At 66.3% G+C, this 22,207-nt stretch carries 12 protein-coding genes and 1 pseudogene; 2 read left to right on the top strand and 11 right to left on the bottom strand.

The window, feature by feature from the left end; genetic code table 11:
* Window positions 1-513 precede the first annotated feature (513 nt).
* The 7 genes and pseudogenes from ASD79_RS25510 to ASD79_RS08460 all read right to left on the bottom strand — a co-directional run.
* Window positions 514-1,373: pseudogene (locus ASD79_RS25510) on the bottom strand (hypothetical protein); the annotation flags it as partial.
* Window positions 1,374-3,408: 2,035 nt separating this feature from the next.
* Window positions 3,409-3,828: an RHS repeat domain-containing protein gene (locus tag ASD79_RS08485; protein WP_056720602.1), complete on the bottom strand. Its 420-nt coding sequence runs from the start codon at window positions 3,826-3,828 to the stop codon at window positions 3,409-3,411.
* 397 nt (window positions 3,829-4,225) lie between these two features.
* A complete protein-coding gene (locus ASD79_RS08480) occupies window positions 4,226-4,651 on the bottom strand; it encodes a hypothetical protein (RefSeq protein WP_056720601.1) in 426 nt (141 codons plus the stop codon).
* A gap of 160 nt (window positions 4,652-4,811) precedes the next feature.
* Window positions 4,812-5,546, bottom strand: a complete 735-nt coding sequence (locus tag ASD79_RS08475) for a hypothetical protein (RefSeq protein WP_156400419.1) — start codon at window positions 5,544-5,546, stop codon at window positions 4,812-4,814.
* A 133-nt stretch (window positions 5,547-5,679) separates the two neighbouring features.
* On the bottom strand, window positions 5,680-6,372 hold the full coding sequence (locus ASD79_RS08470) for an IS6 family transposase (RefSeq protein WP_235524371.1): 693 nt from the start codon (window positions 6,370-6,372) through the stop codon (window positions 5,680-5,682).
* A 310-nt stretch (window positions 6,373-6,682) separates the two neighbouring features.
* A complete protein-coding gene (locus ASD79_RS08465; protein ID WP_082584852.1) occupies window positions 6,683-9,274 on the bottom strand; it encodes an RHS repeat-associated core domain-containing protein in 2,592 nt (863 codons plus the stop codon).
* A complete protein-coding gene (locus ASD79_RS08460) occupies window positions 9,271-13,320 on the bottom strand; it encodes a hypothetical protein (RefSeq protein WP_056720598.1) in 4,050 nt (1,349 codons plus the stop codon). The genes ASD79_RS08465 and ASD79_RS08460 overlap by 4 nt, the downstream gene beginning before the upstream one ends.
* An 890-nt stretch (window positions 13,321-14,210) precedes the next feature.
* Between ASD79_RS08460 and ASD79_RS08455 the strand changes: the two genes are divergently transcribed.
* Window positions 14,211-14,672: an Lrp/AsnC ligand binding domain-containing protein gene (locus ASD79_RS08455; RefSeq protein WP_056720597.1), complete on the top strand. Its 462-nt coding sequence runs from the start codon at window positions 14,211-14,213 to the stop codon at window positions 14,670-14,672.
* Between the two features lie 124 nt (window positions 14,673-14,796).
* Here ASD79_RS08455 and ASD79_RS08450 read toward each other — a convergent pair whose 3' ends face one another.
* Window positions 14,797-15,366, bottom strand: a complete 570-nt coding sequence (locus tag ASD79_RS08450; protein WP_056720596.1) for an ABATE domain-containing protein — start codon at window positions 15,364-15,366, stop codon at window positions 14,797-14,799.
* A gap of 96 nt (window positions 15,367-15,462) precedes the next feature.
* On the opposite strand from ASD79_RS08450, the gene ASD79_RS08445 reads away from it, so the two are divergent.
* Entirely contained in the window at window positions 15,463-15,966 is a 504-nt protein-coding gene (locus tag ASD79_RS08445) for a lipocalin-like domain-containing protein (protein ID WP_056720595.1), read from the top strand.
* 369 nt (window positions 15,967-16,335) lie between these two features.
* On the opposite strand, the gene ASD79_RS08440 is transcribed toward ASD79_RS08445, so the two are convergent.
* The 3 genes from ASD79_RS08440 to ASD79_RS08430 are packed head-to-tail and all read right to left on the bottom strand — an operon-like array spanning window position 16,336 to window position 22,138.
* Window positions 16,336-17,769 (bottom strand): efflux transporter outer membrane subunit, encoded by a 1,434-nt coding sequence (locus ASD79_RS08440; protein WP_056720594.1) that lies wholly within the window; start codon window positions 17,767-17,769, stop codon window positions 16,336-16,338.
* A 1-nt stretch (window position 17,770) separates the two neighbouring features.
* Window positions 17,771-20,965, bottom strand: a complete 3,195-nt coding sequence (locus ASD79_RS08435) for an efflux RND transporter permease subunit (RefSeq protein ID WP_056720593.1) — start codon at window positions 20,963-20,965, stop codon at window positions 17,771-17,773.
* A gap of 12 nt (window positions 20,966-20,977) precedes the next feature.
* A complete protein-coding gene (locus ASD79_RS08430) occupies window positions 20,978-22,138 on the bottom strand; it encodes an efflux RND transporter periplasmic adaptor subunit (protein WP_056720592.1) in 1,161 nt (386 codons plus the stop codon).
* Between the last annotated feature and the right edge of the window lie 69 nt (window positions 22,139-22,207).

The raw sequence follows: 22,207 nt of genomic DNA, 5'->3' as shown, positions 1-22,207 counted from the left end.
CCCGCCCCCTCGTACCAGACCAGCGGCTCGTCGGTTCCGGGCCCAGGCACATAGCGGCGCAGGGTGRCGTTGGCGGTGTCGGTCTCTTCGATCAGATCMGGYCCCGAATAGACYAGCCGCGTGGTCGCCGCGCCGACGGTGGTGTCCAGTCGCCCTTGCGGATCGTAGCTCAGCGTCGTGGCCGAGCCGCCGGYTTTGCCGGTCAAGCGGTTGTCCAGGTCRTAGACAAAGGTCGACGCGCCRTCGCCCGTCAGGTTGCCGCGATTGTCGCCGTAGGCCAACGTCGCGTCGCCGGCCGTCAGGTACTGGTTGCGGCCGTTGACCGTGTAGCCCTTGGTCGYCTGAACACCGGCCCATTCGTAGAGRCTGTTGCCGGCGGCGCGAGACTTGACCTGGCCGGCGGCGTTGTAGGTGAAGTTGTAGGTCTGGTCCTGGGCAGCGCCGGCCAGGTCCAGGGACAGGGTCTGCAGGCGGCTGGCGGCGTCATAGGCGTAATAGGTGTTGGCCCCATTNAAGTTGTAGGTCTGGTCCTGGGCAGCGCCGGCCAGGTCCAGGGACAGGGTCTGCAGGCGGCTGGCGGCGTCATAGGCGTAATAGGTGTTGGCCCCATTGCYGCGCCAGACCGCCGTGCGCCGGCCCAGATTGTCGTARCCGTACTGCGCCAGTTGCACCTGATCGTTTTCGTAGATCAGCGTGACTTCGTTGGCGAGGTCGTACTGGTAGCTGACATAGACGCCGTCGGCCCATTGCAGGGCGATGCGCCGCCCGTCGTGCCACTCGTAGGTCGAGCGCCGCCAGGCCCCGTCGCGCCAGTCATAGGTGGCCGTGGGGCGGCCGAAGGGGTCGTAGTAGTTGCGGATGACCCGCTCGGCTGCGTCGCCTGAATAGGTGAAGGTCGGACGRTTGTTGTTATCGTAGTAATACCAGCCCTTGATCCCCGCCCCGTCGCGATAGGTCATGCGGTTGAGGGCGTCGAAGGTGTAGGTGATCTGCGAGCCGTCGCGGCGACGCCAGCCGGTGCGGTTGCCGGCCGCGTCGTAGCTGTAGAGGTCGTAGTCGTTCCCGTTGGGCTGCTGCGCGCCGACGTTCGTGACCGGATAGTGGGTGTAGGTCAGGCGGTCGAAGCCGTCATAGCTGAGCGAGGTGGTGTTGTTGGCCCCGTCGGTGATCAGCTCGATCGGGCCGTTGGGGCGATAGGCGTACTTCTTCTCGACCCGAGGCGCGTAGGCGCCGCTGGTTCCATAGCCGCTGGTCACCTTGGTGACCCGGTTGGCGGCGTCGAACTCGCTGTAGGTGATGCGGTCAGGACCGTCGGAACCCTGGGTTCCCAGGGCGCATGCGCCGGGCGCGGAAGCGAACGTCGCCGGGTTCATCCGCACGGCCTGGCAGATCGGCCGGCCGGCGGCGTCGTAGCCATACTGGGTCAGGGCCTGGGTGACACCGCCCACCACTAGGCTGTCGGCGCTCTTGCGCCGCTGGGCGTCGTAAGCGCTGCTGGCCGTCCGCAGCGACGAGAAGGTCGACATGCCGGTGTCAGACTGATTGGTCGCCGTGCCGCTCTCCACCGAGGTGGCTTGGCCGTCGGCGGCGTAGGTGGTGCGGGTGGCGCGATTGAGCAGCGTTCCCGCCCCGTCCGGGTCAGACCCGATCACGCCAGTCACCCAGCGCGAGGCGTCGTAGTAGGTCCGGGTGGTGTCCGCCGTTCCGACCAGCGGGCCGTCGACGGTGATGACGTCGCCGCGAGCGTCGTAGGTGTTGCTGACCGTGGCTGAGAGGCTGTTGTCGCCGGCCCGGGTGGTCGTCGACAGCAGCCGCACGTTGTTGGCCGCCGTGCTGGGCTCGTAGGCATAGGTCGTGACGGTTTCGTCGGCGGTTCCGGCGCAGCTCGCCAAGGTGGCGCAGGTCGAGGTCTGGGTCAGGCGCCAGACCGAGGGGGCGGCGGTCAGGACGCCGGCCTTGTAGTAGCGGGCCGTGAACTGGCCGTAGGCATAGCGGGTCTGCGGCCGCACACCGCCCGCGGCCGGCGCGGGTTGCGTTACCGTCAGCACCCCGCCGTGAGTGGGGTCGTAGGTGAAGTCGGTCTGGGCGCCCCGCGCGTCCTGGATCCAGTCGGGCCGGTTGCAGACCTTGAGGCTGGCGCACAGAGCCAGGTTGTACGAAGCCCTTATGACGGTCGCGCCGGGGACGGAGACGGTCTCCGGATCCACCCCCGCCGGCGCTCCCTTGGGCAGGCTCCATTTGGCTTTGACGTTGAACTGGTCGTCATAGACGTAGTGGACGCGGTTCCCTTCCGGCGCCGTGATCCCATTGAGCGCGCCCAGGCCCAGAACGGTCGAGTCGCCGGTGTACTGGAAGGTGGTGGTCTGGCCGCCCGTCCCGTCCGGCTTGATGCCGACCTTGTCGCTGAGGATGTTCTGGCTGCTCTGGCGTGACCTGACCACGCGCTTGTTGCCCAGCGGGTCGGTGGCGGTCGTCGTCAACAGGTGGTCGTTGGGATGGAAGGTCTGGTCTGATTCCTCAATGTAGCTGTAGGTCCAGGTCCCGGCCCCGTCAGTGACGGAGGTGACCACGGTCCTGGTTCCGCCGCTGAAGCTGGCGAGGGTGTAAGTCTTCGAACCGCCCGCCGGGTTGTTGATGGTCACCGTCGCGCCGTTGACCGACTTGGACGGCGACCTGCCCAGGGCCTCCTGCGAGGCGAAGGTCGGGCCCGCGCACACCGTGTCCGAGCAGTTGCCCTGGATCAGGTTGGCCGCCGCGCCGGCGTCCCACTCATGCATCCCGCCGCCGCCCGCCAAGGCGTAGCCGAGGCTGCTTTCCACCTGCATCCAGCCCGCGGCGATGGTGTCGGTGTTATAGGTGAAGGTCAGGATCTCGCCGGAGGGGTAGGTGACGCTTTTCAGCAAGCCGTACACCGGCAGTGGGTGGTCGTAGTTGATGTGGGCCAGCTTGAAGCGGGCGACCGTCCCGTCGGCCAGCGTATAGACGATGTGGGTGGCGTCCTTGTCGAGCGTGTTGCCCTGGTTGAACTCCGGCCCGATGTCGGGGGTGTTGTCGAACACCTGGCTCCGCCCCATGAAGGCCACCAGGGTGGATTCCTGAACCTCGTAGCTCCCCGTCAGCTTCACGTACGAGAACATCGACGAGGTCGAGAAACCCGCGCCCAGCGACTTGGACGCCGCCAACCCGCCGGGCCCGTTGGGTCCGATGCTGTTGAGGCCCGAGGTGACGCTCATCGTGCCGCTGAGCAGATCCACGCCATTGGCGTCGACCGCCGAGTGCTGGGGCGGCGGGATCGGGTCCTGGGCCAGGGCGGGCGCGGCCATGGAGACCACCAGGCAGATCGCGGTCAGAGCCAGGCGTCGCGCGGCGCGGGCCGCGCCCATCGCAAAGTCGATCATCGAGCTCGGCCTAGCGACTGGAGGACGGCGCGGCGGCCGGCAGGGGTTGGCCCGTTAGGGGCGAGATCGGCGCAGGCGGTAAGGCCTGGGGTGCGGACAACAGCTTGACCATGTCGGTTGGCGTCGGCGGAGGCGCGAAGGCCGGACGTTCAGGTGGCGATGCGCTCGCCATTGAGCTGGACGCCAGCGAGCTCATCGACGCGCCGCCCGCCATCAGGCCGGCCGGCGGAGCGGCCGCCGTCACCGCCGTGCGGTTGGCCGCGGCGTCATAGGCGTAGGTGACCGTCTGGCTGGGCCGGGTGACGGCGCGAACCTGGCCCTGGGCGTCGTAGGTATAGGTCGTGGTCTGGGCAGTTGAAACGGCTGGCGCGAACACCCCAATGCTCAACGCTCCGATGGCCACGATACGCGCCAATACTCGAAAAGCCATGTCTTGCCCCCACACCGTCGAGCTTGACCTTAGGGGAGCGAGGTCAGCGAGACAATCAACGAGCGCGCCACAATTCGCCGCGCTCGCAAATGGCGAGCGCAAATGAGCCAAGGCGCGGCTTTGCACTGTGCGAAATCCGGCATGATCCCTCCAATCGAGCCGGGCGCGCTACGCGCGCTCATCGACAAGGTGGTGATCACGCCCACCGGCAGGCGCGGCGAGGTGGACGTGCGCCTGTTTGGCGATCTGGGACGATGTTGCTCTGGGCGCAGGATAAAGGAGGCCGGGAGACCAAGCCCGTTCGGGGGTTTCTGACGGCTGTCGGGGAGGGTGTGTTGGTGGCGGGGAGCGGGCGGTCGGGCGCTTGCCTCAACCGACATAAGCCTTCTGTGGCGATCTAGTCGTTCGATCGTATCGGGCGGCCGAGCCCTCGGTGATGGCGATCGACGCTGAGCCGCAAAAGGTCGAGGTGCTGGGCGAACGTTTCCAACTCATTCAGGGCAATCTCAATCACCGATCCGTTAGCGCGCCGGCAGCGGACGCCCGGCTCACCACTCAACCCCACACGACCTTCCACCCCGCAAAGTCCATGCGCGAGCAAGTGACGGACGCGTGCCAGTTGTTTGATCTCGCGTTTGATCTCCGGCCCCATGTCGAAGGTCGTTAGCCAGCGCTGGGAAATGCCGGGACCGATCCTCTTCTCGCCGATGGCGTCCAGCATCGCGGTCTCAAGAAAACCCCAGCGCGGCATTACGTCTCCTACGACGGCGAGCACGTCGCGGACATAAACGGTCGTCGGTGGTGCGTTGTCGTCCGTGGGCATAGCGACAGACTAGTCGAGCCGGCAGCATGTCGCCACGTCCGCGGAGATACCGCCATTCAGGTCAACGAGTTCAGCCAGCGATCCATAGCCGGGTTCACTCGGGCCTATGCCTCTCCACGATGCGCGCGTTCGAATCGCGGCCCCCGGGCGGTCGAACGCTCTACGGAAACTCCACACGCCATTGGGTTCCGCCCAGCCCGACATACGGCGCGCAGGCCTGCACCGCTCTGACGGCGGCGCGCTCGGCCAGGAGGGTCTGGGAATCGACGGCGGCGTCGCGACGGCGGACAGCTTGCGGAACGCCGGTGAGGCCGCCGTCGGCCAGGAGGGTGACCAGCAGGGTGGCCCGGCGTGGCGCGGCCGGACGCCAGCAAGGCGCCACCCTTCGCCATAGGTCGCCCGTCGCCGCGGCGGGCCTGGTCCCGACGCTGGGCAGCGAGGCGGCGGCGTAGAGATCGACGCCCTGCGTTCCTTCGTCTGGGCCAAGACCTTGATCGGCTCGGCTGGAGCCCGGATGGGCGGCCGCCGAGGTCGATGCCGACGGGTCTGTCGCGTCCCTTGACGCGGAGGACGGCGCCGAAGGCCCGAACAGGCTGTCGAGACTTTCCCGGGGATGGGGGCGCGGCGGGGACGAGGATTGGGGCGTTGTCTCAGCCGGGGCGGACTTGGCCAGAAAACCGGCCAGGCGCGTCGGCTCGCTCGGTGCGGCTTGGCTCGCTTGCGATCGGGTGACCAGGGTGACGCTGACGGCGGCCGGGGCGACCCCCACATCGGATCGATGGGCGGCCAGCATCCCGGCGATCAGCACGACCGCGACATGGCCGCCGAAGGAGGCGATCACCGCCGCGCGGCGAGGATGGGTGTTGAGGCGGGGCGCTGCGGATCTGCGTATCAAGGACGGCTATCGGACCCTTGGCCCTGGCGGAGGAGCGACCAATCTTAGCGGTCGACACGCGGCCCGTCCACGCGCCGACGAGGATTGTCAGGTTAACCCGCTCAGGCGCGATCCTCTCCAAGCAGTCGCCGCCTCAGGCGACTGCTTCGCTCCAGACGCGCATGGCTTCGCCGCGGAACTGGCGAAGGGTCTGACGGCAGACCAGGTGTGGCTGAGTGTGGAAGGTGTTGTAGATCGCCGCATGGGTGGTGAGGAACCTCTGGGCGGAGGCCTGGGACTTGAATCCTTGCATCTTCCGCTCGCGTCTTCGGATCGGCAGGTGCGAGTTTTCAGCGCGGTTGTTCTCGCGCAACCGGCCGGGACGGTGCAGGTCGATCAACTCCATTCCTTCAGCGCGGCGGTGTAGGAGCTGAGCCCATCGGTGGTGATCGAGATTGGGTCCACCGGCCGATTTCGCAGCAGGCGCTTGAGCAGTTTCAGGGCGGGCGTTCGTATCGCGCCGGCGCTGCATTACGAGGTCCAAGACCTCGCCCTCGTCATCGACCGCGCGCCACAGATACATCCGACGTCCGCCGACCGCACAGACCATCTCGTCAAGATGCCAACGCGGCGACGGCGCAGGCCGGCGACGCTTCAGGTTCCTGGCGATCTGTGGCCCGAACTTGATCGTCCAGCACCGGATGGTCTCATAGCTGACCTCGATCCCGCGCTGGGCAAGCAGTTCCTCGACATCACGGAAGCTCAGGGTGAAGCGGAAGTAGAGCCACACGGCATATTGGATGACCTCGGCCGGGAACCGATGACGCTTGAACGACAGAGCTCGCATGGCGCGCTCCTGCCCGCCTCAACGAACCGTGTCCAGTCCCGAGCTTCCGGACAGGGCGGCGCTAAGCTGACAGCACCGAGGGAAAACTATCCTTACACGTTGGCTACATGTCGTATCCGGCCTCGTCGAGCTTCTTTCTCATGCGGATCGTAAAGTCGATAATCTCGTCTTTGTTGAATCCGCAATAAGTTCGAATAGATTCTTCAGGTATATGCTGCAACAAAGCCGGGCCGCAGTTTATTATATAACGGAGCTCCTCCGGAGTCATATCAACGTTCATTTCTTACCCGCTCCAAATTGTCGGCGACCATCAATACGGGGTATTCCTAGTCGGCAATGTCTTCAGATATTTGTCCCAACCCATCCCACCTACATCAGGCCTAAAGGCGGTAGCCTCGCCGCGACCATATGTAACAACTGTCTTTGTAGTGGAGTCGAGAATAAATTTAGCCCCATCGGTCGAGTATCTAATGTCAAGGCCCTTTTTGCCTAGCAATTTTTCAACAAAATTCTGGAGTTGAAATTTTGTCGTTACACCAAATGCTGCGAATTCACCTCTATTGACATGATACATAGCGTGCCCGCTAGCAACTTCTTCAGCAAGTAGTTGTCTAGTCAACGCGGGACCTTTGTTCGCGTTGCTCGCGAGAAGACCATATCCGGCTCCAATCCCTGCGCCGGGAGCAAGGAACTCCGCACCAACGGCGGTCGCGCTGTTGAGGAATGTGAAGGGTATTCGAGTAAGAGCCCAGCCCCCGACAGCCGCAGCTCCCGCAGGGCAGGCTACGACGCATCCGCCGATCGCCACACCGGCCGCGGCAGGTGCCCCAACGATCGTGAAGAACCCCCGAGCGTACTGACCCTCATGAGCCTTCTGATAAGCCTGAAAGGCGATTTGCTCTTTGGTGAGAAGCCCGGTCGGATCACTGTTGTTGATCGGATCTGCGTCCGCATAGGCGTAGAGGTTCAAGTTGTCTCCGTACCCAATCGGGTCCGTCTGCAGAAACCACCCCCGCATCGGGTCATAGACCCGGGCCTTGTAGTGATAGACCTTCAGCTCCGGCAGGGCGATCTGGCCGGTGTAGCGGAAGCGGCTGCCGGCCGCCCAGTTGTCGCCCGGCTCGCCGTAGGGGCCGTAGGTGTAGGTGGACTGGCTAATGCCTGAAGCATCCGACCAGGCGATGATCGACCCCTGGCGGTCGGCGTGCAGCCAGCGTCGCGCGCCGCCTTCGTACCAGACGAGCGGATCATCGACGCCCGCGCCGTGCACATAGCGGCGCAGCAGGTTGCCCGCGCCGTCATATTCCGCCACGAGTTGATCGCCGTCGTACAGGAACTGGGTGACCGTGCCGTTGATCGTGGTCTGGCGCAGGCGGCCCAGCGGATCGTAGTCCAGGACCGCGCCCGACGGCCAACTAGCCGTCAGCAGCCGGTTTTCACCGTCATAGGTGAAGGTGTGACCCTTGTCGGAAATCAGGTTCTGATTGGCGTCGTAACCCGCCACCAGCGCCAGCGCCGCGTCGCGGTTGAGGCCGTCGGCCACCGGACCGAGCGCGGCGGCGTAGCCCGTGTAGTCGTAGACCGCGGCGTGCGTCTCGGACGTGAGCTGGTCGGCGGCGTTGTAGTAGAACTTGCGATGATCGTTGTGGTCGCTGTTGGCTAGGAACAGGTCCCGTTCGTCCGGCCGGCTGGCTCCGTCCCAGGTCTGGGTCTGGCGCGTACCGTTGCCGAACTTGACCTCGGTCCGCCGGCTGAGCGCGTCGTAGCCGTAGTCCGCCAGCTCGAAGCCGTCGTCGTTCACCTTGTCGGGGAGGCCGGCGAGATCGTAGGTATAGGTCGCCGAACCGCCGCCGGCCGGCCATGCGATGCTGGTCCGGCTACCGGCCGCGTCGAACCCGAAGGTCAGTTTCCGGCTATAGCTTGTCTGGCCGACCGGCCCCTGGCTGGTTTCGCTGTCGAGCCGCCCGGCCGTGTCATAGCCGTAATAGACGCCATCGCTCGTGCCGGTGAAGATCACCGAGGCGGCCTTGCCGGTCAGGTCGTAGTCGTAGGTGACGCTCCGCACCCTGGCGCCGGCCTTGGTCTTCAACTGGTTGGCGGCGTCGTAGGTGTATTCGATCCGCGAGCCGTCGCGCTTGTTCAGGGCGGTGCGATTGCCGGCCTTGTCGTACTCGTACGTCTCGTAGTCGTCGGTGCTGGCCGCGTTGGCGCCCCGGGTCTTTTGGGGAAAGCTCTGGCGGGCCAGCCGATCGAAACCGTCGTAGCGAAGGTCGGTGCGGTTGCCCACGGCGTCGGTGATCGACGTCTGCCTGCCGTTCTTACTGTAGCCGTAGCTGGCGTAGGTGCGCTCGATGCCCGAGCCCAGGGCCTGGATCGCGGTGGTGACCTGGCCGGCGGCGTCGTAGACTGACTTGGTGATCCGGTCGGGATTGTCCGTTCCCGTCGTCACCGGAGCGCAAGCGTCGGCCGCCAGGGCCGCGGTCATGCGCACCGCGGCGCAAATGAGGTGATCGGCGCCGTCGTAGCTGAACTGGGTCACGCCGGACGGGGTAGTGGCGCGGACCGTGTTGCCGACCGCGTCATAGGTGAAGGAGCGAGTCTCCTGGGCGATGAAATTCGCGCCCGACTCGTTTGTGACCGTGCCTATGACGACGGTGTCCAGCCAGCCGTCCACCGTATAGGCGTACTGTTCGGCGCGCCGAAGTCCGCCATCCGTGGAGGCCGGCCAGATCTTCATCTTCAGCCGACTGGAACTGTCCCACTGATAGAAGGTCTGCCGGGACAAGTATTGATCCGCCTGGGCGGCGGGAGCCGACAGGCCGAGCACGACCGCAGCCGCCGCCGCGAGGCACATCCAACCCCGACGACGCGGCGGGATCGGGCTGCTCGTGAACGTTCTCATTGGCAGGCTCCCGCGCGCGGATCGGTCACGGAGGTCAGGCGACCCAGGTCGTCATAGTCGAAGCAGGTGGTGGTGCTCGCGACCCCAGTCGGATCGACGGTCGCCGACCCGAGCGCGTACTTCTTGGCGGGGTTGTAGTCATAGAGGGTGACGATCGACTGGCCGTCCGCAACGCGTTCGGTTTTGTGCCACAGGAACTTGATGTCGCCGTCGATCGGATAGGTCTTGTAGTCCAGGTCCGTTCTCGATTGACGCGCGCCGATCAGCGGGCCTTGAACCCAGTTGAGGAAGCCGTCGGAGTCCCAGTCGTATTCGGTCTTGGCGCCGCGCGGATCGATCTCGGTCTTGACCCTGTTGCAGTTCGCCAGATTGGCGCACGCCCAGACCGTCGAGGCCTCGACATAGGTTCGGGTGGAATCGATGTCGCCTTGGGTCACGTCGCAGTGCAGCCCAGCCCGTTCCGTAGGAATGACGCAGGTCTTCACCACGTTGCCGCGCAGGTCGTAGGTGTATTCGGTGGCGTTGTGGTCGGGCTGCTCGCTGCGCTCCAGACGCCCCATGGGATCGTAGGTGTTGACCACGTCGTAGCCCAGCGCGTTGCGTGTCAGGATCACGTTGTTGCGCTCGTCGAAGATCGCCATCGTCGCGTCGAGCTTGTCCTGCCGCGGCAAGATTACCTCGGCGCGTTTCCAGATCTCGGTTCCGACCACCGCGCCCGGGAAATAGCGCGTCGTGCGCTGGTTGCCGTCGATGATCGAACGCGCGCGAAGCACTTCGTCATAGACGACGGTCTGGATAGGGCTCGTCGGCGCCGACGGCGGATAGATTCGGCGCAGGCGATAGGGCAGACGCGTCAACATCGTCGGATTGGGCGAGACCGCATCCGGCGCGTACGCGTACTTGGTGATGTAGCTGTCGGTTCCCGTGACGCTCAGCGTGTCGCAGATGAAGGCGCGATGGTCGGGGCATCCCGTCACGCCATAGGACACGGCGCGGTTCGTCTCGTCCTTGACACCGCTGACCCGCCACATGCGGAAATGGACCAACGTATCCTCAATCTGGACTGGACCGGAAAGGAGCGTGATTTTGCGGCTCAGGCTGTTGCTGACCGAATCCAGGACCCAGGCCTTGTAGTTACTCTCGTAGGTCTCCTCGCGATAGGCGAACTTCACCTTCATGCCGCCGGGAAACGCCCATTCCATCGGCCTGAAGACCCGGCGAGCATAAAAGGTCGTTCCGTACTTGTAGGTTTCCTGCGGCTCGAAACTCATGACGCTGCCGTCGGGAAAGGTCCGGCTCAGGCGAACCGCGCTGTATTGGTAGACAAGGTTTCCGCCCTCAAGGTACGGCCCGGTGCGCGCGCCCGTCACGGCGACACGCGACTGCGATCCTAGCGGCGCGACATAGCCGCCCGATGGCAAGCGGACGAACACCGTCGAAGAGGTGGGCTCCGACATGATCACCGCGTTGCCGTTGATCTGGTCGTTCATCCATTTCGCGGCGAACAGCGAAGTCACGCGCCGTTCGAACGGATCGGCGGCCTGCATCTTGGCTTGGCTGTAGATCGCCGCCACCAGCGCGGACGCGCCGAGACCGCCTTGCTCCCCCATGGCGCCCTCAAGGCTGGCGCCCAGGCGCGCCGTGTAGGAATAATTATGCGTCCAGCCGTTGGGCATGTGCAGAGGCGACGCGTCGTCCGGCCCTTCGTAGGCCCACCAGTTGTCGGCTTGCATTTCGTAGACGCCGCTGGACGAGCTGTAGAACCGCTGGAACGGCAGGCTGTTGGGGAAATCGCCAGAACCGGTCACGAGATCGGTCGCCGTCAGACTGACCGCGCCGGTGGCGGGGTCGGCCGACGCCGCGAGCTTCTGTTTGGCGTTGGTTGGACCATCGTTGACGGCTCGCAGGACGATCTGGGCGGGGTCGCTCCCATAGGTGGGCGACCCACCCTTCAACTCTATTCTGATCAACGGCGCCTGAGCGCCGTCGTCGCCGTTGGAGGCGCCGTTGGAGGCCCGGTAGGCGTAGATCCCAGTGAGGCCAAACGGCACCTGGCCGTTGGCCACGGTGACCAAGCCCGCGGCTTCGTTCTCCGGCAGAACGAAGCCGTACCCTTCCGCCGCCCGAGCCTGAAGCAGGCTCTTGTGAGTGCTCGAATAGCCCGAAAGCGCCGAGAGGAATGTCGAAGTCAGCCCACCGGGCGCGACATCGATCAGTTTCTGGCCGTTTCGATTGGCTGTCACGATGAACCCGGCCGCGGAGCCCGGTTCAATGGAATCGGATGCGTACTGCATGATTCCGCCTTCGAGCATCGCCGAAACCTGGGTTCCGATTTCGAAGCTAGCCGCCCGCTCGCTGGCGTCGGCGCTGTGCGAATTGGCGCTGACAGTCGAGTGGATGCTGATGCGCGCAAGCGTCTTGGGGGAGGCGTTGATCTTCCAGACCTGCGCCACGACGCCGATCGAGTGGTGCCGGGTCGTCTCAACGTTCGTGATCCGATCGACGAGTTCGGCGCTCATCGATTGGGCTTTCAAAACGGTCGCACCGGTCGTGGGCAAACCGTTACCGCAATTGGCCGAACAGATTTCGGTGGTGATCGTGGAGATGTCGAGAAGCCCCGCAGGGCGAGTCCGCTGAAGCGTGGCGAAATGGCTTTCGGTCGAGCTGGAGCTGTTTCCCCAAGCGATGATCACGGCGAACTTTGGAGTCGATATGTTGTTGTCGCCTTGGTAGGGCGCGCCGTTGGTGTTGAAGAACACGCTTTCGTCGCCATAGACGCCGCCGTTGGTCGCATAGGGATGGCTGACGCCGATCGTCACGTCGCAATAGGTGTCGCAGACGTTCGCGACCAATGTCCCGCTATCCCCGACAAAGGTGCCACCGGAGAACCACACGCGCTGACCGGCCAGTTCGTCGCCGAAAAGGCGCAGGGATCCGACCCTGGTGGGCAAGGTGATCGACGACCGGAAGCCGTCGGGGATCAGGCCCGACCAGCTGTAGGTGGCGGCGTAGCCGGTGGGCGCCGACGCGGCCGATTTCACGTCAATCTCGTGGCCGCCAACCAGTTGTTCGATCGTGGCGTTCGGCGCGTTGGCCTTGATGTAGGTCTCGACGTTGGTCGCGACGGTCGTCATCTGGGCGTTGAGCGCCGTTTCGTTGACGTTGGAGAAATAGGGCTTGCCGCCGAACGAGCCCGTCGCCGCGAAGCCCGTTCCGCTGCTGGAACGCAAGGCGGCGTCGATGGCGTTGGCCCCGCAATTGGCCCCGCACCCCGTGGCGGCGCCCAGGTCCAGTCCCGACGTGAAGCGCTGTTTCTTGAACGACGGATCGAAGACCAGGCCTGCCGCCTCGATCCAGATGTGGCCGATCGTGACGCTGTCGCCGGCCGACAAGTCTCCCGACAGCGACGCACAGGACGTCACCGTCCCGCTGCCGACCGAAAACGTGGCGGGGATCGCGCCATCGGCCAGGAACTGGCAGAGCGCGCGCGCGCTGACGAACACCGTCTGCGTGCCGTCCGAGGCGGTCGAGAACGCCCGGACCATGCCCATCCAGGCGCCGATCTGCTGAGCGCTGAGCTGCACTGTTCCGACCTTGTAGACGGGTGACACGCCGCCCTGACGCAGAAGCGCCGCCATCAAATCGGCCTGATCGAACGGCGTCCCCGATTGGTCGATCAAGGCGCCCCGGGCGCCCTTGCTCAGACCGAAGCGGAACTCCGTGGCGATGTTGTTGCGCACATAGTCGGAGACGTTCTGGGCATAGGTCACGGCCGAGATCTGCGCCAGCCCCGCTTCGGAGACGCGTTCCGCCCCAAGCGACCGCGCCAGGGCCTGGATCTCCGGCGCGACGGTTGAGGGCGCTGCGAGCGTTGTCGTTCTCGCGAAGCCGGCGGGAACCGCATCATAGTACTGCCAGGCTTGAGCTGGAGAAATCAGCGGGGCGGTCAGCAGCTTGGAGGTCGGCCGCTCACACTGCGCCTGGCCGACGAAGCCCCCAAGGGCGACAGCAAGGGTCGCCGCGCCCAAACGCAGAACTTTCAGCATTCCGAATTCCAATATTTCGCAGAACAACTGCGGTCGTGGCGCATTCGCCGTTTCAAGAGCCGCCTAGGCGGACCGCATTTCGGATGGCCAAGCGTTCACTCGGAACGTTGGCTATCGACGCCGTGTCCGAGACGCCGCGTCAGGGTTGAGCCAAGGGCCATGCCGCATCAGCCGCTGCTGTCCAGTAGGCTCGGCAATCTGCAATCGCGGAGATCGCACTGGCTTAATCGCATCGCCTTCAGACTCCCGGATTACCCGCCCAACCTTAAGGTGCAGCTTGAAAAAACGTCAAGGCGGCGTTCGCCGAATGGACAAATGCTCGTGCAGGCAGCCGGGCTGTGCGAGCACCGGGATGACCCCCATAGCTTACGGATTCTCTCCCGGGGATCAGATGGTCACACCAATTCGCAACTGAACTTCAGGGCGAAATTGTGCCGTGCCGTCGGGTACAAGGACGTACGCGGGACCCCTTAGATCGCCACTTGGAGCACATGTCGGCTTGGGTTGCCGCACGGCCCGGGATGACGGGACCATTTGAAAGTTCGCGGGTAGACAGAACACTTGGCCGTCAAGAACTTCCACGCCCTAACTTAGCGTCTATGACGTGCGGCGGGGATGCAGAATGGGCGGGAAGGAGAGCGGTGGGAAGGGACACGATACGGGGGGAGGTCGCGTGTCCCTTCCGCTCTCGCGCGACGCTCTACGGGGGAGAAGCGCGTCGCGGCGCCGCCGCTCGCGCGGGGCAAATCCAAGCTGTCCAGGAACGCCGAGGGGGGAGGTGGCGGGCCGGACTGGCTAGGACGATTGAAGGTATAGCGCCGCCATGGGCGAATGTGCTTTGTTTGTGATGGTTATTCTCCGAAGTATCTTCGGCAAAACTGGGTAAACCCATGTCCATTTTGGATGACACTGATCGCCGACTTTTGCGGGTCCTGCAGGCCGACGGCCGCATCACCAACGCCGAACTGGCCAAGCGCTGCAACCTGTCGCCGGCCGCCACCTTCGACCGCGTGCGGCGGCTGCGCGAGCGGGGGTTCATCACCGGCTACGCGGCCCTGCTCGACCCGGCCAAGGTGGACCGCGCCCTGCTGATCTTCGTCGAGGTGGTGCTGGACCGCACGACCGGCGAGGTGTTCGAGGACTTCGCCGCCGCGGTGCGCCGCGCGCCCGAGATCCTGGAGTGCCACATGGTGGCCGGCGGCTTCGACTACCTGATCAAGGCCCGGGTGCGCGACATGGAAGCCTATCGCGGCTTCCTGGGCGATATCCTGGTCAAGATGCCGGGGGTGCGCGAGACGCGGACCTACGCGGTGCTGGAAGAGGTGAAGAGCACGGTGCAGCTGCCGCTTTGAAGCTGTGCGTCCTTCGAGGCTCGGCTACGCCTCGCACCTCAGGATGAGGAACCCAGCAAAGCGACTTGCACAGATTTCCTCATCCTGAGGCGCCCGCGCAGCGGGCCTCGAAGGACGCACGGCCTTAACCGCCCTTCTCCCGCTTGCGAAACCCCGCCGCCTTGGCCTTGTTGCCGCACGCCGCCATCGAGCACCAGCGGCGGTCGCCCTTGCGCGAGGTGTCGAGGAACAGCACCGCGCAGGGCGGACCCTCGCACTGGCGGATCCGGTCGGAAAGCTCGCCGCCCAGCAGTTCCACCCCTTCGCGGGCCAGGCCGGCCAGCAGGCCGCGCGGGTCGCCGAACAGCCGGGCGCGGCCGTCCTCGCCCAGCCAGGGCGGGGCGGCGGGCAGGGCGGCGAAGCCGTTGATCAGTTCGCGGTCGGCGTCGGGCAGGGCGCGGCCCTGGGCGCGCGACAGGGCCAGCCGGTAGAGCGCCTCGCGCAGGGTCCGGACCTGGATCAGGTTGCCCTCGGTGGCGCCCGGCGCCGTCTCGACCAGGCCGGCGGCCACCAGCCAGCGGTCGAGGTCGGCGGGCGTGGCCAGCAGGTCACGCGGCGTCGCGCCCAGGCGGCCGACCATCGTGGCCGGCAGGTCCAGAGCCAGCCGCCCGCCGCGAAACTTGAAGCCGTCGCGGACCTCCGCCTTCACCGTCATGTCGTCGTACCGCTCTAACCTGATTGACAGGTTATGGTGCTTCGGGGAGGATCGGCAAGTAACCTGTTGAACAAGTTAGTGAGTGGGAGAATGACAATGAAGCGGACTCAAAAGCGCTGGGCGGCGGCGACGCTGAGCCTGGCGGCGGGCGCCCTGCTGGCCACGGTGGCGGTCGCGGCGCAGCCGTCGCTGGCGGGGACCTGGACCCTGGTGGCGGCCGACGACCTGCACCCGGACGGCTCGCGCACCCACGGCTATGGCGAGGCCCCCAAGGGCCGGCTGATCATCGACGGCCAGGGTCGCTACAGCCTGCAGATCTTCAAGGCCGAGCGGGCGCGGTTCGCGGCCGGCGACAAGCGCAAGGGCGTCCCGGCCGAGTACGAGAGCGCGGTGCTGGGCTCCAGCACCCATTATGGAGAGGTCCAGGCCGATCCGGCCGCCCACATCCTGACCTTCCGCATCGACGGCGCCTCCTATCCCAACTGGGAGGGGACGCAGCAGAAGCGGCGCTATGAATTGAAGGGCGACGAGCTGAGCTACCAGGTGCCGCCGACGCCGGACGGCACGATCCCGATCTCGGTGTGGAAGCGGGTGCGGTAGGTCCCAAACCATCCCACGTTCGTCATCCCCCGACTTGTTCGGGGGATCCAAACCGCATCGGCCCGCGCACGGTCTGTCATCCCGGGCGTAGCGAAGCGAAGACCCGGGACCGGCGCGTGAACGCATGCGCTTCCGGCGGTCCCGGATCTTCGCGCTGCGCGCTCGTCCGGGATGACAACGATATGTGCGAGAGGCCAAGCCGAGCTTGGCGGGCGCCGCTTGGGTCCCCCGAACAAGTCGGGGGATGACGGCCATCTTTGATGTTCGGGAAGAAAGGTTGGAAGGGGCGCATGGGGGGATGCGCCCCTTCCGGCTTGGCGGCGTCGGGGGGGATGACGCCGCTAGCGACCCCCGCTAGGGACGGGGGATCTAGCTGGCCGGCGCGGCGGGGGCGCCGCCGCCGAGGGCCTTGTAGAGGGTGGCCAGGTTGGTGGCCCGCACCAGGCGCGTGCCGATCAGGCCCTTTTGCGACGTGTAGAGCGTGCGCTGCGAGTCCAGCAGGCTGAGCGAGCTGTCGATGCCGGCCCCGTAGCGGGCCCGCGACAGGCGGACCGTGTCGTTGGCGGCGGCGACCAGCCGCTCCTGCGAGGCGACGCGGTCCTGGATGGTGGCCTGCACGGCCAGGGCGTCGGCCACCTCGCGGAAGGCGGTCTGCACGGTCTTCTCGTAGGTGGCCACGGCGATGTCGCGGCTGGCCTTAGCGCTGTCGAGGTTGGCGACATTGGCCCCGCCGGCGAAGATCGGCAGGCTGATGCGCGGCGCGAAGCTCCACGTGCCGTTGCCGCTGTCGAACAGGTTGCTCAGCTCGCCGCTGGCCACGCCCGTCGCCGCCGTCAGGCTGATGCTGGGGAAGAAGGCCGCGCGGGCCGCGCCGATATTGGCGTTGGCCCCGGCCAGGCCGTGCTCGGCGGCCAGCACGTCGGGACGACGGGTCAGGACGTCCGAGGGCAGGCCGGCCGGCAGATCGGACAGGATCTGGGCGGTGACCAGTCCGCCGGCCGGCAGCAGGTCGACGGGGACGTTGGTCCCGACCACCAGCCGCAGGGCGTTCTTGTCCTGCTCGACCTGGGCGATGTAGGTCGCCACGTCGGAACGAGCGGTCTCGACCAGGGTCTCGGCGTCGCGCACTTCCAGCTGCGAGATCGCGCCGGCCTCGAAGCGACGGCGGATCAGCACCATCGACTCCTCGCGGGTCTCCAGGGTCTCCCGCGACAGGGCCAGCAGGTCCTGGTCGGCGGCCAGGTTCAGCCAGGCGTTGGCGGTTTCGGCGATCAGGCTGATCTGCACCGCGCGGCTGGTCTCGCGGGTGGACAGATAGCTCTGCAGGGCGGCGTCCTTCAGGCTGCGCACGCGGCCGAAGATGTCCAGCTCATAGGCCGTGACGCCGACGCCGGCGGTGTAGGACTCCGTCGTGCGATCGCCACCTTGGAGGGCCGCCTGGTCAGCGGTGATCCGGCTCTTGGTCCCCGTCGCGGTGGCGTCGACGCCCGGGATGAGCGCCGCGCGCTGGACGCGGTACTGGGCGCGGGCCTTCTCGATGTTCAGAACCGCCACCCGCAGGTCGCGGTTGTTGTTCAGCGACAGGTCGATCACGCCTTGCAGGCGCGGGTCCTGGAACACCTCGCGCCAGCCCAGGTCGGCGGCGGAGACCGTCGACCCGGTGTTGGCGCCCCCTGTGGTGTTTGGGGCGGTGGGCCAGGCGTTGTCCACCGCCAGGGCGGGGCGCACGGTCTTCGGGGCCAGGGTGCAGGCGCTGAGCGCCGTGGCCGCCAGCAGGGTGAGGGTCAGGTTACGCAGTAGCATCTCAGTGGCCCTCGGCCGGGATAGCGGGAGCCTCGTCCTGGCGACGCGGCTTGGGTTTGAAGATCCGTTCGACCACCACGAAGAACAGCGGGACGAAGAAGATCGCCAGCACGGTGGCCGAGATCATGCCGCCGATCACGCCGGTGCCGATGGCGTGCTGGCTGCCGGATCCAGCCCCGTTGGAAATCGCCAGGGGCAGCACGCCGAAGACGAAGGCCAGCGAGGTCATGATGATCGGCCGCAGACGGATGCGGACGGCTTCCAGGGTGGCCTCGACCAGGTTTCCCGTCCGCTCGTAGATGTCCTTGGCGAACTCGACGATCAGGATGGCGTTCTTGGACGCCAGGCCCATGGTCGTCAGCATGCCCACCTGGAAGTAGATGTCGTTGCTGAGACCGCGCAGGGTGGTGGCCAGCAGGGCGCCGACGATGCCCAGCGGGATGACCATGATCACCGACAGCGGGATCGACCAGCTCTCGTAGAGGGCCGCCAGCAGCAGGAACACCACCAGGATCGAGATGGCGTACAGGGCGGGGGCCTGGTTGCCGGACTCGCGTTCCTGGGCCGACAGGCCGGTCCATTCGAAGCCGATGCCGGGCGGCAGCTGCGCGGCGATCTTCTCCATGGCGGCCATGGCCTGGCCCGAACTCTTGCCCGGGGCCGGAGCGCCCTGGATATTGACCGACGACAGGCCGTTGTAGCGTTCGAGACGCGGCGAGCCGTAGATCCAGTGGCTGGTGGCGAATGAGCTGAACGGAGCCATCGTGCCGTCGGCTGTGCGGACGTACCAGGTGTCCAGGTCCTCGGGACGCATGCGGTAGGGCGCGTCGGCCTGGACATAGACCTTCTTGATCCGGCCGCGGTCGATGAAGTCGTTGACGTAGGAGCCGCCCCACGCGGCGCTGAGCGCGGCGTTGATGTCGGCGGTGGTCAGGCCCATCGCCCCGGCCTTGGCCTGGTCGATGTCGATCTTCAGCTGCGGGGTGTCGTCCTGGCCGTTGGGACGCACGCCGGCCAGGGTCGGGTCCTGGGCGGCCATGCCCAGCACCTGGTTGCGCGCGGCGACCAGGGCTTCGTGACCGACGCCGCCGATGTCCTGCAGCTGGAAGTCGAAGCCCGAGGACGTACCCAGTTCCGGCACGGCCGGCGGCACGACCGCGAAGACCATGGCGTCACGGATCTGCATGAACTTGCCCATGGCCCGGCCGGCGACAGCCGCGGCCTTGCGGTCGGCGGCTTTGCGCTCGTCGAAGTCCTTCAGGCGGATGAAGGCCAGGCCGGCGTTCTGGCCGGCGCCGGCGAAGCTGAAGCCGGCGACGGTGAAGACCGCCTGCACGGAGTCCTTCTCGTCGACCAGGAAGTGGTTTCGCACGGTGTCGAGCACGGCCTGGGTGCGTTCTTCCGGCGCGCCGGGCGGCAGCTGGACGATGGTGAACATCGTGCCCTGGTCTTCTTCGGGCAGGAAGGCGCTGGGCAGGCGGATGAACAGGAAGCCCATCACCAGGATGACCACGCCATAGGCCAGCATCCAGCGACCGCTCTTGCCCAGCAGGCCGCGCACCGAGCCCTGATAGCGCCCGCTGACGTCGTTGAAGTTGCGGTTGAACCAGTTGAAGAAGCGATTGAAGAGGTTCACCACCGCGCCCAACGGACCCTGGTGAGCGGTGTTGAGAGGCTCGCCATGGCCCCGGCTGACGGGCCTGAGCAGGGTGGCGCACAGGGCCGGGGTCAGGATCAGGGCGACCAGCACCGACAGGGCCATGGCCGAGACGATGGTGATCGAGAACTGGCGGTAGATCACGCCCTGCGAGCCGCCGAAGAAGGCCATGGGCACGAACACCGCGGCCAGGACCAGGGCGATGCCGATCAGGGCGCCGGTGATCTCGTCCATCGACTTGCGGGTGGCCTCGACGGGCGACAGCCCTTCCTCGCTAATCACCCGCTCGACGTTCTCGACCACGACGATGGCGTCGTCGACCAGCAGGCCGATGGCCAGCACCAGGCCGAACATGGTCAGGGTGTTGATCGAGTAGCCGAAGGCCGCCAGCACCCCGAAGGTGCCCAGCAGGACGACCGGCACGGCGATGGTCGGGATCAGGGTCGCGCGCCAGTTCTGCAGGAACAGGAACATGACGATGAAGACCAGGATCACGGCCTCGATCAGCGTCTTGACCACTTCCTCGATCGACAGCTTCACGAACGGGGTCGAGTCGTAGGGGATCACGTATCTGAAGCTGGCCGGGAAGTTCTTCTCGAGCTGGCTCATCCGCGCCTTGATGGCGTCGGCGGTGTTCAGCGCGTTGGCGCCGGGGGCCAGCCTGATGGCCAGGCCCGCGGCGGGCTTGCCGTTGTACTTGGCGCCGAAGCCATAGCTTTCCGCGCCCAGTTCGACGCGGGCGACGTCGCTCAGGTGCACGATGGCGCCGCCGGCGCTGCTCTTGACGATGATGTTCTGGAACTCGGCCGGGGTGCTCAGGCGTGACTGGGCCGTGATCGTGGCGTTCAGGGCGGTGCCCGGCAGGTTGGGCACGCCACCCAGCTGGCCGGCCGAGACCTGGGCGTTCTGGGCCCGGATGGCGGCGATCACGTCGGCGGGGGTCAGGCTGTAGCTGGCCAGCTTGGTCGGATCCAGCCAGACGCGCATGGCGTATTGCGCGCCGAACAGCTGGACCTCGCCCACGCCGTCGACGCGGGCCAGGGGGTCTTGCAGGTTGCTGGCGATGTAGTCGGCCAGATCGGTGTTGGTGGTCTTCGGGTCTTCCGAATACATGCCGACGATCAGCAGGAAGTTGCGCGCCGACTTGGCCACGGTCAGGCCCTGTTGCTGCACTTCCTGCGGCAGGAGGGCGGTGGCCGTCTGCAGCTTGTTCTGCACCTGCACCTGGGCGATGTCGATGTCGGTGCCGGCCTTGAAGGTCAGGGTCGTGGTGGCTGAACCCGAGCTGTCGCTGGTCGACGACATGTATTCCAGGCCGTCCAGGCCCTTCATCTTCTGTTCGATGACCTGGGTGACGCTGTCCTCGACGGTCTTGGCCGAGGCGCCGGGATAGATGGCGTTGACCGAGACCTGGGGCAGGGCGATGTCGGGATACTGGGCGATCGGCAGGGTGCGGATGGCCAGGGCCCCCGCCAGCATGATGACGATGGCGACGACCCACGCGAAGATGGGCCGGTCGATGAAGAAGCGGGAAAGCATGGCGGACCGGCCTTAGCGTTGAGCAGTAGCGGTGATGACGGCGGCCTTGACGGGCGCGCCGGGACGGACCTTCTGCAGGCCCTCGACGATGACCTGGTCGCCAGGCTTCAGGCCCGAGGTCACCAGCCACTTGTCGCCGATCGTCTGGCTGGTGGCGATGACCCGCGGTTCCGCGGCCCCCTTGGCGCCGACCACCATGACGGTGGCGTTACCCTTGGGGTCGCGGCTGACGGCCGCTTGCGGGATCAGCATGCCGCTGTTGGCGACGCCCTTGCCGAGCACGGCGCGGACGTACATGCCCGGCAGCAGCACGCCGTTCGGGTTGTCGAAAGTGGCGCGCAGGCCGACCGAGCCAGTGGTCGGGTCGACCGTGACGTCCGAGAACTCCAGGCGGCCAGGGATGGGGTAGGTCGAGCCGTCTTCCAGTTTCAGGGTCACCAGGGCCGAGCCCGAACGGCCCAGCTGGCCGGTGGCCAGGTCGCGCTGCAGCTTCAGCATCTCGGTCGAGGACTGGGTCAGGTCGACATAGATCTTCGACAGGTCCTGCACCGTGGCCAGGGCGGTGGCCTGGCTGGCGGTGACCAGGGCGCCGGGCGTCACCGAGCTCTTGCCGACCCGGCCCGAGATCGGGGCCAGCACGCGGGTGTAGCCCAGGTTGATGCGGGCGCTGTCGACGGCGGCCTTCTGGGCGGCGATGTTGGCGTTGGCGGTCAGGGCGGCGGCCTGGGCGTCGTCGTTGTCCTGCTTGCTGACGGCGTTGATCTCGACCAGGCCCTTGTAGCGCTCGGCCTTCAGCCGGGCGGCCGTCGCGGTGGCCTGGGCCTGGGCGAGGCCGGCGGCGGCGCTGTTATAGGCGGCCTGATAGGTGGCCGGGTCGATCTGGTACAGCGCCTGGCCGGCGCGCACATAGCCGCCTTCCTGGAACAGGCGGGCCTTGACGATGCCGTTGACCTGCGGGCGCACCTCGGAAACCAGGTGGGCCGAGGTGCGGCCGTTCAGTTCCGAGGTCAGGGTGACCGACTCGGTCTTGGCGACGATCACCCCGACCGGGGTGGGGCCGCCTGGGCCCATGCCGCCGGCGCCGCCCTTGCCTTGGCCGCAGGCCGCCAGGGTAAGCGCGATGGCCGCCAGGGCGGTTGCCGAGAGGACGGCGCGAGAACGGTCGAAGGACATGCATAACCCCAGGAGCGACAGGGCGTCGCAGGCCTTGAACCTTGACGACGCCCTGGTGGTAACCAACAT

Source organism: Caulobacter sp. Root655 (genome assembly GCF_001427665.1).
In the GTDB taxonomy this organism is placed as follows: Bacteria; Pseudomonadota; Alphaproteobacteria; order Caulobacterales; family Caulobacteraceae; genus Caulobacter.
Note: the sequence above shows the minus strand (reverse complement) of the source record. Positions and strands in the feature narration are given on the sequence as shown.